The sequence below is a fragment of the Pseudomonas sp. B21-051 genome (assembly GCF_024748795.1).
Classification (GTDB): Bacteria; Pseudomonadota; Gammaproteobacteria; order Pseudomonadales; family Pseudomonadaceae; genus Aquipseudomonas; species Aquipseudomonas putida_A.
This window is the reverse complement of record NZ_CP087166.1, coordinates 5,366,267-5,379,215: the sequence shown is the minus strand read 5'-3', so window position 1 is coordinate 5,379,215 and position 12,949 is coordinate 5,366,267. Positions and strand designations below refer to the sequence as shown.

General features: G+C 55.2%; 7 protein-coding genes, 2 tRNA genes and 3 rRNA genes. 8 read left to right on the top strand and 4 right to left on the bottom strand.

What is annotated here, in order from left to right:
• Positions 1 to 40: 40 nt before the first annotated feature.
• Together LOY52_RS24300 and hemJ are read right to left on the bottom strand one after the other, a co-directional pair.
• On the bottom strand, positions 41 to 1,009 hold the full coding sequence (locus LOY52_RS24300; protein WP_258676600.1) for a nitronate monooxygenase family protein: 969 nt from the start codon (positions 1,007 to 1,009) through the stop codon (positions 41 to 43).
• Between the two features lie 35 nt (positions 1,010 to 1,044).
• Positions 1,045 to 1,473 (bottom strand): protoporphyrinogen oxidase HemJ, encoded by a 429-nt coding sequence (gene hemJ, locus LOY52_RS24295; protein WP_129395741.1) that lies wholly within the window; start codon positions 1,471 to 1,473, stop codon positions 1,045 to 1,047.
• Between the two features lie 135 nt (positions 1,474 to 1,608).
• Between hemJ and argC the strand changes: the two genes are divergently transcribed.
• Positions 1,609 to 2,643, top strand: coding sequence for an N-acetyl-gamma-glutamyl-phosphate reductase (gene argC, locus LOY52_RS24290; protein WP_258676599.1), 1,035 nt, complete (start codon positions 1,609 to 1,611; stop codon positions 2,641 to 2,643).
• A gap of 168 nt (positions 2,644 to 2,811) precedes the next feature.
• Positions 2,812 to 3,162, top strand: coding sequence for an iron-sulfur cluster insertion protein ErpA (erpA, locus tag LOY52_RS24285; protein ID WP_003228776.1), 351 nt, complete (start codon positions 2,812 to 2,814; stop codon positions 3,160 to 3,162).
• Between the two features lie 75 nt (positions 3,163 to 3,237).
• Here the strand turns inward: erpA and LOY52_RS24280 are convergent, their stop codons facing one another.
• Positions 3,238 to 4,329: an anhydro-N-acetylmuramic acid kinase gene (locus LOY52_RS24280; protein WP_258676598.1), complete on the bottom strand. Its 1,092-nt coding sequence runs from the start codon at positions 4,327 to 4,329 to the stop codon at positions 3,238 to 3,240.
• Between the two features lie 3 nt (positions 4,330 to 4,332).
• Positions 4,333 to 5,757 (bottom strand): peptidoglycan DD-metalloendopeptidase family protein, encoded by a 1,425-nt coding sequence (locus LOY52_RS24275; RefSeq protein WP_258676597.1) that lies wholly within the window; start codon positions 5,755 to 5,757, stop codon positions 4,333 to 4,335.
• 212 nt (positions 5,758 to 5,969) lie between these two features.
• On the opposite strand from LOY52_RS24275, the gene tyrS reads away from it, so the two are divergent.
• The 6 genes from tyrS (at position 5,970) to rrf (ending at position 12,930) form a co-directional block, all read left to right on the top strand.
• On the top strand, positions 5,970 to 7,169 hold the full coding sequence (gene tyrS / locus LOY52_RS24270) for a tyrosine--tRNA ligase (protein WP_258676596.1): 1,200 nt from the start codon (positions 5,970 to 5,972) through the stop codon (positions 7,167 to 7,169).
• A 553-nt stretch (positions 7,170 to 7,722) separates the two neighbouring features.
• Positions 7,723 to 9,259 (top strand): 16S ribosomal RNA (locus LOY52_RS24265).
• Positions 9,260 to 9,340: 81 nt separating this feature from the next.
• Positions 9,341 to 9,417: transfer RNA gene (locus tag LOY52_RS24260), tRNA-Ile, on the top strand.
• Positions 9,418 to 9,446: 29 nt separating this feature from the next.
• A tRNA-Ala gene (locus LOY52_RS24255) sits at positions 9,447 to 9,522 on the top strand.
• 247 nt (positions 9,523 to 9,769) lie between these two features.
• Positions 9,770 to 12,661, top strand: a 23S ribosomal RNA gene (locus LOY52_RS24250).
• 153 nt (positions 12,662 to 12,814) lie between these two features.
• Positions 12,815 to 12,930: ribosomal RNA gene (gene rrf / locus LOY52_RS24245) — 5S ribosomal RNA — on the top strand.
• Together the 16S, 23S and 5S rRNA genes with 2 tRNA genes alongside form the textbook arrangement of a ribosomal RNA operon.
• The last annotated feature ends 19 nt before the right edge of the window (positions 12,931 to 12,949 follow it).

Here is a 12,949-nt window from a genome sequence, read left to right as displayed (position 1 = left end):
AAGTGTAAGGCCAGTTGGTCGATAACTGGCCTGATTTTTCTCAGCGTGGCCAGCGTTTTGGCAACTGCGCCGCGCGTTCCAGCGCCTGACGATATTCCGCGTCGAGCCGGGCGATCAACTGATCCACACTCGGCAGGTCGCTAATCTGGCCTACGCCCTGGCCGGCTGACCACACGGTCTTCCAGGCCTTGGCTTCGTCGTTGATCGGTTTGAGCTTGTCACCGAAATTGACATCGCCCTTGCCCTGCAGCGCGGCCATGTCGAAACCCGCCGCCTCCAGGCTCTGGCGCATGAAGCTGGCCGGTACTCCGGAGACTGCAGGAGTATGAATGATGTCCGCCGCCTTGGCCGTCAGCAGCATGTCCTTATAGGCGTCAGGCGCATGACTTTCGGTGGTACCGATAAATCGCGTACCGAAGTAGGCCAGATCCGCGCCGAGCAGTTGTGCGGCCAGGATCTCATGGCCGTGGTTCAGACATCCTGCAAGCAGCAGGGTTTTATCGAAGAACTCGCGGATCTCGGCGATCAGCGCAAACGGGCTCCAGGTGCCGGCATGGCCCCCGGCGCCCGCGGCAACGGCGATCAGACCGTCGACTCCGGCTTCGGCGGCTTTCTCGGCATGCCGGCGCGTGGTCACGTCGTGGAACACCAGGCCGCCATAGCTGTGCACGGCATCGACCAGTTCCTTCACCGCTCCGAGGCTGGTGATGACAATCGGCACCTTGTGCTCGACGCAGATATTCAGATCCGCCTGCAGGCGCGGGTTGCTGTTGTGCACGATCAGGTTCACTGCATACGGTGCCGGGTTGTCCAATGTCGCCAGGCCCGCTTCAATCTCCTCCAGCCAGGCCTTGAAGCCGCTGCTTTCACGCTGGTTCAGCGCCGGGAAACTGCCAACCACGCCGTTACGGCAGCAGGCGAGCACCAGCTCCGGGTTGGAAATCAGGAACATCGGCGCCGCCACTACCGGCAAGCGCAGACGTTGTTCGAGCAGAGCGGGCAGCGACATTGGAAATCCCCCGAGGTGTGATGCGTGTTATGAAGTTAGAACGGCTTGACCACGACCAGAATTACGATAGCCAGCAATATCAGAACCGGCACTTCATTGAACCAGCGATAAAAGACATGGCTGCGGGTATTCTCGCCACGGGCGAAGCGTTTTACCTGCGCGCCGCACATGTGGTGATAGCCGATCAGCAAGACCACCAGGGTCAGCTTGGCGTGAATCCAGCCGCCCATGCTGAAGATGCCCGGATTGAGGTAGATCAGCCAGCCGCCGAAGATCAGCGTGGCGATCATCGCCGGGCCCATGATGCCGCGATACAGTTTGCGCTCCATGATGCTGAAGCGTTCCTTGCTGATCGTATCTTCACTTTGCGCGTGATAAACGAACAGCCGCGGCAAATAGAACAGCCCGGCAAACCAGCAGACGACGCTGACGATGTGAAACGCTTTGATCCATAGATAGAGCATTTTTGGTTATTCCCTAATTCACGGTAAGCCGGATAGTAGAGGCTTGAGCGTCCGCACGTCACCTTGATGGTTGTCGCAGGGGCGCGCGGCCCCTATTATCGACGGCTTTCCAGTGGGTTCGTTGAGGGCAGGTTTATGGTCAAGGTCGGTATCGTCGGCGGCACGGGTTACACCGGTGTCGAACTGCTGCGTCTGTTGGCACAGCATCCGCAGGCAGAAGTGGTGGTGATCACTTCCCGATCCGAGGCCGGTCTGGCCGTGGCTGACATGTACCCGAACCTGCGCGGTCACTACGACGGTCTGGCGTTCAGCGTGCCGGACATTAAAACCCTGGGTGCTTGCGACGTTGTGTTCTTCGCTACCCCGCACGGCGTTGCCCATGCGTTGGCCGGTGAACTGCTGGCTGCGGGCACCAAAGTCATCGACCTGTCCGCGGACTTCCGGTTGCAGGACGCTGAAGAATGGGCCAAATGGTACGGACAGCCACACGGTGCGCCGGCGTTGCTGGACGAAGCGGTCTACGGTCTGCCGGAAGTCAATCGTGAGCAGATCAGGAAGGCACGTCTCATCGCCGTGCCGGGCTGCTATCCAACCGCTACGCAGTTGGGTTTCCTGCCGCTGCTTGAAGCGGGTCTGGCTGACACTTCGCGTCTGATCGCCGACTGCAAATCCGGCGTCAGCGGTGCTGGTCGCGGTGCTTCTGTAGGCTCGCTGTATTCCGAGACGTCGGAAAGCATGAAGGCTTATGCGGTGAAAGGTCACCGTCATCTGCCGGAAATTCGCCAAGGTCTGCGCCGTGCTGCGGGTAAGGACGTTGGCCTGACGTTCGTGCCGCACCTGACGCCGATGATTCGTGGCATTCATTCCACGCTCTACGCGACCGTGGTCGATCGTTCGGTGGATCTGCAGGCACTGTTCGAAAAACGTTATGCCAATGAGCCGTTCGTCGACGTGATGCCGGCCGGCAGCCATCCGGAAACACGCAGCGTGCGTGGCGCCAACGTCTGCCGCATCGCTGTTCACCGCCCGCAGGATGGTGATCTGGTGGTGGTCCTGTCGGTGATCGACAACCTGGTCAAAGGCGCGTCGGGTCAGGCAGTGCAGAACATGAACATCCTGTTCGGGCTGGATGAGCGCTTCGGCCTGTCCCACGCCGGTATGCTGCCGTAACAGTTTCGGCAGCGCAGCAAAAAGGCCCGTCAAACGGGCCTTTTTGCATTCTGGGCAGTTGGTCGGGTTTATTGATATACCGTAACAATAGTTGACCGATTTTCTAGGACAAGCGGATAATGCGCGTCATCACGCATTATGGCGGCGTAACGCCGGGAGATAGTCAGCATGAGCGTCGAATCCTTCACCCCCACGGCTTTGCAATTCACTCAAGGTGCTGCGCACAAGGTGAAGAGCCTGGTCGATGAAGAGGGGAATGATCGCTTGAAGCTGCGCGTATTCGTTACGGGCGGCGGTTGTTCGGGGTTTCAGTACGGCTTCACCTTCGATGAGGATGTGGCCGAGGACGACACCATCGTCGAGCGCGAAGGCGTGAGCCTGGTGGTTGATCCGATGAGCTTCCAGTATCTGGCGGGTGCCGAAGTGGACTATCAGGAAGGTCTGGAAGGTTCGCGCTTCGTGATCAAGAACCCGAACGCTACCACGACCTGTGGTTGCGGCTCTTCGTTCTCGATCTGATCGCACCTCGCTGCACACAACAAAACGCCGCAGAGCCTTCCGGTTCTGCGGCGTTTTTTGTTGCTGGCGTTTTATTCAGTTGGGATAGATGGCGCCGAGTACCCGCAGGCCTTTAGCGCCGGTGACGCTCGGGCGATTGGCGGCAATGCCTTCGAGGCAGCAATGGGCCAGCCAGGCGAAGGCCATGGCCTCGACCCAGTCGGGATCGACGCCGTGCGTGGCGGTGCTGGCGACGGTAGCGTTAGGCAGCAGATCGGCAAGACGTTTCATCAGCGTAGCGTTGTGAGCGCCGCCGCCGCAGACCAACATTTCCCGCGTATCGGATTGAGCGCTTTGCAGCGACTCGACGACGGTCAGGGCGGTCAGTTCGAGTAGCGTTGCCTGCACGTTTTCAGGAGCAAGGGGCGGCAGCTTTGCGAGATGTTGTTCCAGCCAAGGCAGATTGAACACTTCCCGGCCAGTGCTCTTCGGGCCTTTGGTTACGAAGAACGGGTCGCCGAGCAGAGCTTTCAGCAAGACTGGCTCGACCGTGCCGGTGGCTGCCCACTGGCCGTTGCGATCGTAATTCTCGCCACGTTGCTGATGAATCCAGGCATCCATCAGCACATTCCCAGGGCCGCAGTCGAAACCGGCTACAGGCCTGGTCGGCTCTATCAGACTGAGATTGCTGAAACCGCCGACATTCAGGACTGCACGGTTACCGTTACGCTCCTCGAACAAAGCCTCATGGAAGGCTGGCACCAGCGGGGCGCCTTGGCCGCCAGCAGCCACATCGCGGCTGCGGAAGTCGCTGACCACGGTGATGCCGGTCAGCTCGGTCAGTAGTGCGGGATTGCCGATTTGCACTGTGAAGCCACGAGCGGGCTCATGGCGAATGGTCTGGCCATGGCTGCCGATTGCACGAATGGCCTCAGGCTTTAGTTGCTGCTGATCGAGGAGGGTATGGATGCCCTGTGCAGCGAGTTTGACCCAGTGCTGCTGGGCGATCGCCGAGCGGGCAATCTCGTCGGGGCCGCTGGCGCACAAGCCAAGCAGCTCGACGCGCAGGGTTTCAGGCATGGGGATGTAATGCGTGGCGATCAGTTTGATCGCCGAGGTCTGCTCGATCAGGGCGATGTCCAGCCCATCGAGACTGGTGCCGGACATCACGCCGATATAAAGAGCCATGGCTTAGCGCTTGCTCGAAGCCAGCATGGTGGCCTTCTCTTGATCCATGCGCGCCATCAGCGGTTGGCTCTGCGCGAGGAAGCGTGCGCGCTCGGACTTGGCGATCGGATCCGCCATCGGCAGCTTCTGGCCCAGTGGGTCGACGTGAACACCGTTGACCTGGAACTCATAGTGCAAGTGCGGTCCAGTGGACAGGCCGGTGGTACCAATGTAGCCGATCACTTGGCCCTGCTTGACGCTGCCGCCGGTTTTCACGCCTTTGGCGAAGCCTTGCATGTGGCCATACAGCGTGCGGTAGGTGTTGCCGTGCTGGATGATCACCGTGTTGCCGTAGCCACCGCGGCGACCAGCCAGCAGCACTTTACCGTCACCGGCAGCCTTGATTGGCGTACCGCGTGGCGCTGCGTAATCGACGCCTTTGTGGGCGCGGATCTTGTTGAGGATCGGGTGTTTGCGGCCCATGGAGAATTTCGAACTGATGCGGGCGAAGTCCACCGGGGTACGGATGAACGCTTTGCGCATGCTGTTGCCATCAGCAGTGTAGTAGCTGCTGTTGCCTTGTTTGTTGGTGTAACGCACGGCGGTGTAGGTTTTGCCGCGGTTGGTGAAGCGCGCAGACAGAATCGGGCCGGTGCCAACGGCCTTGCCGTTGACCACTTTCTGCTCGTAGATCACGTCGAATTCGTCACCTTGGCGGATGTCTTGAGCGAAGTCGACGTCGTAGCCGAAGACGCTAGCCATATCCATGGTCAGGCTGTGGGACAGGCCTGCGCGGGCAGCGGATTGTGACAGGGAGCTATTGATCACGCCGTGCACGTAAGCCGTGCGAACGGTCGGCTTGGCTGTAATGCGGTTGAATGCGTAGCCCTTGTCATTCTTGGTCAGGGTAATGGTTTCGACGTCGCTGACCTTGCTGTGCAGGCTGGTCAGTTGGCCTTCCGGGTTCAATTCGAACTCGAGCTTCTGACCGTGCTTGAGCTGGCTGAACTGTTTGGCTTGTTTGTCGCTGGCCAGCACTTCGTGCACAGCAGCGGCTGGCAGACCGACTTTCTCGAACAATGTAGAGAGCGTATCGCCTTTGGAGACGACGACTTCGCGGTGCCCCGGGGCTTTTGGTTTCTCTGCAGCCGGAGCTGGGGCAGGTGCGGCTTCAGCGGTTTTCGGGGTTTCTTCGGTGCTGTTTTCGATCTGGGCGAAAGGTGAGGCTGCTGGCTCATTTGTGGCTTGAATCGCGTCAGCAGCGTCTTGATCTTGTGTCAGTTGTTCAGCAGGACTTTCCAGTTCCAGGCTCAGGGTCGTCTTTTTGGCTTCAACATCACTGGAAGGAAATACCAGGAGCGCCAGACTGAGAAGGGCGGCGATTCCACTTGCGGCGAGCAGGTGGGTCTTCGGGTAAAGCGGTGGCGCTTTAGACGGTTCAGTGGTCATAAGTAATTTTGACTTTGAAAAAAGATGAATTGGAAAAGATGAATGACATGATGAAGATGAAATAACTGTATAAAATATAACCAAATCATCCCCGAAGCAAGTCTACAGACACCCTGTCTGCAGATTGGTGTCCGTGCGCCGGGCAAAACTTGTAATTGGTGCACGATCTTGTATGGTTGGTTCCCTTTGAATCTGAGCCTTGCGGGTCTGTTATGAAGTCGGTTGAAGAGCAGCTAGCGCTGATTAAACGTGGTGCGGAAGAACTATTGGTCGAGTCCGAGCTGATCGAGAAGCTCAAGCGCGGCCAGCCGCTGCGTATCAAGGCTGGTTTCGATCCAACCGCCCCGGATCTGCACTTGGGTCACACCGTGCTTATTAATAAGCTGCGCCAGTTCCAGGAGCTGGGGCATCAGGTGATCTTCCTTATTGGTGACTTCACCGGGATGATCGGTGATCCAAGTGGCAAGAGTGCCACTCGTCCTCCTTTGACTCGCGAGCAGGTTCTCGAAAACGCTGAAACGTACAAGACTCAAGTGTTCAAGATTCTTGATCCGGCGAAAACCGAAGTTGCGTTCAACTCCACCTGGATGGATCAGATGGGGCCGGCGGACTTCATTCGTCTGACTTCGCAATACACCGTCGCACGCATGCTTGAGCGTGATGACTTCGACAAGCGTTACTCCACTAATCAGCCGATCGCTATTCATGAGTTCCTCTATCCGCTGGTCCAGGGCTATGACTCGGTTGCTCTGCGCGCGGATGTCGAGTTGGGTGGAACCGATCAGAAGTTCAACTTGCTGATGGGGCGTGAGCTGCAGCGTGGTTATGGTCAGGAAGCTCAGTGCATTCTGACCATGCCGTTGCTCGAGGGCCTGGATGGCGTGAAGAAGATGTCCAAGTCGTTGGGCAATTACGTCGGTATTCAGGAAGCACCAGGTGTGATGTACGGCAAGCTGGTTTCGATTCCGGATGCGCTGATGTGGCGTTACTTTGAACTGCTCAGCTTCCGTTCGATGGATGAGATCAATGCCTTCCGTGCAGATGTGGAAGCGGGGGCTAACCCGCGCGACATCAAGATCAAGTTGGCGGAAGAGATTGTTGCGCGTTTCCATGGTGAAGAGGCTGCTGCCAATGCTCATCGCGCGGCCGGTAACCGTATGAAGGATGGCGAACTGCCGGATGATCTGCCGGAGATCGAACTCGCCTCTGCTGAAGATATGCCAATTGCGGCCGTGCTTAATAAGGCAGGCCTGGTGAAGAACTCGGCAGCGGCGCGTGATCTGTTGGCTTCTGGCGGTGTGCGTGTGGATGGTGAGGTGGTTGATCGCTCCTTTATATATGTGTTGGGCGCGACCCACGTTTGCCAGGCGGGCAAGAAGGCATTTGCACGAATCACACTGAAAGCTGAATAAAGTTTGAAATAAGGGTTGACGGCGAATTTTAGAAGTCTATAATTCGCCCCACTTCCGGCGCAGTCGAAACGGAAAACTCCTTGAGATTCAATGAGTTATGCGGTTTTCGACAGCGACTTGCTTCAGTTCATCGAGGCCTGGAAGGAGTTGAAAGAGCGGTGATGTTTGGCTCTTTTGACGGTTCGATCTTCTCGGTCGAAAGCGGAGAAAAAGAGGTGTTGACAGCAGCGTGTAACGCTGTAGAATTCGCCTCCCGCTAACGAGAGATCGGAAGCGCAAGTGGTTGAAGTTGTTGAAGAAATCTTCGAAAACTTCTGAAAATAATCACTTGACAACAAATGAGGCTGCTGTAGAATGCGCGCCTCGGTTGAGACGAAAGATCTTAACCAACCGCTCTTTAACAACTGAATCAAGCAATTCGTGTGGGTGCTTGTGGAGTCAGGCTGATAGTCAGCAAGATTATCAGCATCACAAGTTACTCCGCGAGAAATCAAAGATGTAACCAACGATTGCTGAGCCAAGTTTAGGGTTTCTTAAAAACCCAAAGATGTTTGAACTGAAGAGTTTGATCATGGCTCAGATTGAACGCTGGCGGCAGGCCTAACACATGCAAGTCGAGCGGATGAAGGGAGCTTGCTCCTGGATTCAGCGGCGGACGGGTGAGTAATGCCTAGGAATCTGCCTGGTAGTGGGGGACAACGTTTCGAAAGGAACGCTAATACCGCATACGTCCTACGGGAGAAAGCAGGGGACCTTCGGGCCTTGCGCTATCAGATGAGCCTAGGTCGGATTAGCTAGTTGGTGAGGTAATGGCTCACCAAGGCGACGATCCGTAACTGGTCTGAGAGGATGATCAGTCACACTGGAACTGAGACACGGTCCAGACTCCTACGGGAGGCAGCAGTGGGGAATATTGGACAATGGGCGAAAGCCTGATCCAGCCATGCCGCGTGTGTGAAGAAGGTCTTCGGATTGTAAAGCACTTTAAGTTGGGAGGAAGGGTTGTAGATTAATACTCTGCAATTTTGACGTTACCGACAGAATAAGCACCGGCTAACTCTGTGCCAGCAGCCGCGGTAATACAGAGGGTGCAAGCGTTAATCGGAATTACTGGGCGTAAAGCGCGCGTAGGTGGTTTGTTAAGTTGGATGTGAAATCCCCGGGCTCAACCTGGGAACTGCATCCAAAACTGGCAAGCTAGAGTATGGTAGAGGGTGGTGGAATTTCCTGTGTAGCGGTGAAATGCGTAGATATAGGAAGGAACACCAGTGGCGAAGGCGACCACCTGGACTGATACTGACACTGAGGTGCGAAAGCGTGGGGAGCAAACAGGATTAGATACCCTGGTAGTCCACGCCGTAAACGATGTCAACTAGCCGTTGGGAGCCTTGAGCTCTTAGTGGCGCAGCTAACGCATTAAGTTGACCGCCTGGGGAGTACGGCCGCAAGGTTAAAACTCAAATGAATTGACGGGGGCCCGCACAAGCGGTGGAGCATGTGGTTTAATTCGAAGCAACGCGAAGAACCTTACCAGGCCTTGACATCCAATGAACTTTCCAGAGATGGATTGGTGCCTTCGGGAACATTGAGACAGGTGCTGCATGGCTGTCGTCAGCTCGTGTCGTGAGATGTTGGGTTAAGTCCCGTAACGAGCGCAACCCTTGTCCTTAGTTACCAGCACGTAATGGTGGGCACTCTAAGGAGACTGCCGGTGACAAACCGGAGGAAGGTGGGGATGACGTCAAGTCATCATGGCCCTTACGGCCTGGGCTACACACGTGCTACAATGGTCGGTACAGAGGGTTGCCAAGCCGCGAGGTGGAGCTAATCCCACAAAACCGATCGTAGTCCGGATCGCAGTCTGCAACTCGACTGCGTGAAGTCGGAATCGCTAGTAATCGCGAATCAGAATGTCGCGGTGAATACGTTCCCGGGCCTTGTACACACCGCCCGTCACACCATGGGAGTGGGTTGCACCAGAAGTAGCTAGTCTAACCTTCGGGAGGACGGTTACCACGGTGTGATTCATGACTGGGGTGAAGTCGTAACAAGGTAGCCGTAGGGGAACCTGCGGCTGGATCACCTCCTTAATCGACGACATCAGCTGCTCCATAAGTTCCCACACGAATTGCTTGATTCATTGAAGAAGACGATAGAAGCAGCCCGAAATTGGGTCTGTAGCTCAGTTGGTTAGAGCGCACCCCTGATAAGGGTGAGGTCGGCAGTTCGAATCTGCCCAGACCCACCAATTTTTGTGTGGGAAACCTGTAGAGATACGGGGCCATAGCTCAGCTGGGAGAGCGCCTGCCTTGCACGCAGGAGGTCAGCGGTTCGATCCCGCTTGGCTCCACCACCACTGCTTCTGAAGTTTGAAAGCTTAGAAATGAGCATTCCATCGCTGTGATGGTGAATGCTGATTTCTAGTCTTTTGATTAGATCGTTCTTTAAAAATTTGGGTATGTGATAGAAAGATAGACTGAACGTTACTTTCACTGGTAACGGATCAGGCTAAGGTAAAATTTGTGAGTGACTCTTAAGAGTTTTGCGAATTTTCGGCGAATGTCGTCTTCACAGTATAACCAGATTGCTTGGGGTTATATGGTCAAGTGAAGAAGCGCATACGGTGGATGCCTTGGCAGTCAGAGGCGATGAAAGACGTGGTAGCCTGCGAAAAGCTTCGGGGAGTCGGCAAACAGACTTTGATCCGGAGATGTCTGAATGGGGGAACCCAGCCATCACAAGATGGTTATCTTGTACTGAATACATAGGTGCAAGAGGCGAACCAGGGGAACTGAAACATCTAAGTACCCTGAGGAAAAGAAATCAACCGAGATTCCCTTAGTAGTGGCGAGCGAACGGGGACTAGCCCTTAAGTGGCTTTGAGATTAGCGGAACGCTCTGGAAAGTGCGGCCATAGTGGGTGATAGCCCTGTACGCGAAAGTCTCTTAGTCATGAAATCGAGTAGGACGGAGCACGAGAAACTTTGTCTGAATATGGGGGGACCATCCTCCAAGGCTAAATACTACTGACTGACCGATAGTGAACTAGTACCGTGAGGGAAAGGCGAAAAGAACCCCGGAGAGGGGAGTGAAATAGATCCTGAAACCGTATGCGTACAAGCAGTGGGAGCCCACTTTGTTGGGTGACTGCGTACCTTTTGTATAATGGGTCAGCGACTTATTTTCAGTGGCGAGCTTAACCGAATAGGGGAGGCGTAGCGAAAGCGAGTCTTAATAGGGCGTCTAGTCGCTGGGAATAGACCCGAAACCGGGCGATCTATCCATGGGCAGGTTGAAGGTTAGGTAACACTGACTGGAGGACCGAACCGACTACCGTTGAAAAGTTAGCGGATGACCTGTGGATCGGAGTGAAAGGCTAATCAAGCTCGGAGATAGCTGGTTCTCCTCGAAAGCTATTTAGGTAGCGCCTCATGTATCACTGTAGGGGGTAGAGCACTGTTTCGGCTAGGGGGTCATCCCGACTTACCAAACCGATGCAAACTCCGAATACCTACAAGTGCCGAGCATGGGAGACACACGGCGGGTGCTAACGTCCGTCGTGAAAAGGGAAACAACCCAGACCGTCAGCTAAGGTCCCAAAGTTATGGTTAAGTGGGAAACGATGTGGGAAGGCTTAGACAGCTAGGAGGTTGGCTTAGAAGCAGCCACCCTTTAAAGAAAGCGTAATAGCTCACTAGTCGAGTCGGCCTGCGCGGAAGATGTAACGGGGCTCAAACCATACACCGAAGCTACGGGTATCACGCAAGTGATGCGGTAGAGGAGCGTTCTGTAAGCCTGTGAAGGTGAGTTGAGAAGCTTGCTGGAGGTATCAGAAGTGCGAATGCTGACATGAGTAACGACAATGGGTGTGAAAAACACCCACGCCGAAAGACCAAGGTTTCCTGCGCAACGTTAATCGACGCAGGGTTAGTCGGTCCCTAAGGCGAGGCTGAAAAGCGTAGTCGATGGAAAACAGGTTAATATTCCTGTACTTCTGGTTATTGCGATGGAGGGACGGAGAAGGCTAGGCCAGCTTGGCGTTGGTTGTCCAAGTTTAAGGTGGTAGGCTGAGATCTTAGGTAAATCCGGGATCTTAAGGCCGAGAGCTGATGACGAGTTACCCTTTGGGTGACGAAGTGGTTGATGCCATGCTTCCAAGAAAAGCTTCTAAGCTTCAGGTAACCAGGAACCGTACCCCAAACCGACACAGGTGGTTGGGTAGAGAATACCAAGGCGCTTGAGAGAACTCGGGTGAAGGAACTAGGCAAAATGGCACCGTAACTTCGGGAGAAGGTGCGCCGGTGAGGGTGAAGGACTTGCTCCGTAAGCTCATGCCGGTCGAAGATACCAGGCCGCTGCGACTGTTTATTAAAAACACAGCACTCTGCAAACACGAAAGTGGACGTATAGGGTGTGACGCCTGCCCGGTGCCGGAAGGTTAATTGATGGGGTTAGCTAACGCGAAGCTCTTGATCGAAGCCCCGGTAAACGGCGGCCGTAACTATAACGGTCCTAAGGTAGCGAAATTCCTTGTCGGGTAAGTTCCGACCTGCACGAATGGCGTAACGATGGCGGCGCTGTCTCCACCCGAGACTCAGTGAAATTGAAATCGCTGTGAAGATGCAGTGTATCCGCGGCTAGACGGAAAGACCCCGTGAACCTTTACTATAGCTTTGCACTGGACTTTGAATTTGCTTGTGTAGGATAGGTGGGAGGCTTTGAAGCGTGGACGCCAGTTCGCGTGGAGCCATCCTTGAAATACCACCCTGGCAACTTTGAGGTTCTAACTCAGGTCCGTTATCCGGATCGAGGACAGTGTATGGTGGGTAGTTTGACTGGGGCGGTCTCCTCCTAAAGAGTAACGGAGGAGTACGAAGGTGCGCTCAGACCGGTCGGAAATCGGTCGTAGAGTATAAAGGCAAAAGCGCGCTTGACTGCGAGACAGACACGTCGAGCAGGTACGAAAGTAGGTCTTAGTGATCCGGTGGTTCTGTATGGAAGGGCCATCGCTCAACGGATAAAAGGTACTCCGGGGATAACAGGCTGATACCGCCCAAGAGTTCATATCGACGGCGGTGTTTGGCACCTCGATGTCGGCTCATCACATCCTGGGGCTGAAGCCGGTCCCAAGGGTATGGCTGTTCGCCATTTAAAGTGGTACGCGAGCTGGGTTTAGAACGTCGTGAGACAGTTCGGTCCCTATCTGCCGTGGACGTTTGAGATTTGAGAGGGGCTGCTCCTAGTACGAGAGGACCGGAGTGGACGAACCTCTGGTGTTCCGGTTGTCACGCCAGTGGCATTGCCGGGTAGCTATGTTCGGGAAAGATAACCGCTGAAAGCATCTAAGCGGGAAACTTGCCTCAAGATGAGATCTCACTGGAACCTTGAGTTCCCTGAAGGGCCGTCGAAGACTACGACGTTGATAGGTTGGGTGTGTAAGCGCTGTGAGGCGTTGAGCTAACCAATACTAATTGCCCGTGAGGCTTGACCATATAACACCCAAGCAATCTGAATGCTCGAAAGAGACCAGATTGCGGTGTGTGAAGACGCAATGAACCGAAAGTTCGCGCTGCTCACAAACACCTGTATCACATACCCGATTTGCTGAAGCGAGGCCAACAGGTCGCGAGTCAGTACCCGAATTTCTTGACGACCATAGAGCGTTGGAACCACCTGATCCCATCCCGAACTCAGAAGTGAAACGATGCATCGCCGATGGTAGTGTGGGGTTTCCCCATGTGAGAGTAGGTCATCGTCAAGATTAAATTCCGAAACCCCAA

Excerpts from the sequence above, each read along its gene's own strand:
- LOY52_RS24300 (WP_258676600.1), bottom strand. The coding sequence starts at position 1,009 with ATGTCGCTGCCCGCTCTGCTCGAACAACGTCTGCGCTTGCCGGTAGTG.
- hemJ (WP_129395741.1), bottom strand. The coding sequence starts at position 1,473 with ATGCTCTATCTATGGATCAAAGCGTTTCACATCGTCAGCGTCGTCTGC.
- argC (WP_258676599.1), top strand. The coding sequence starts at position 1,609 with ATGGTCAAGGTCGGTATCGTCGGCGGCACGGGTTACACCGGTGTCGAA.
- erpA (WP_003228776.1), top strand. The coding sequence starts at position 2,812 with ATGAGCGTCGAATCCTTCACCCCCACGGCTTTGCAATTCACTCAAGGT.
- LOY52_RS24280 (WP_258676598.1), bottom strand. The coding sequence starts at position 4,329 with ATGGCTCTTTATATCGGCGTGATGTCCGGCACCAGTCTCGATGGGCTG.
- LOY52_RS24275 (WP_258676597.1), bottom strand. The coding sequence starts at position 5,757 with ATGACCACTGAACCGTCTAAAGCGCCACCGCTTTACCCGAAGACCCAC.
- tyrS (WP_258676596.1), top strand. The coding sequence starts at position 5,970 with ATGAAGTCGGTTGAAGAGCAGCTAGCGCTGATTAAACGTGGTGCGGAA.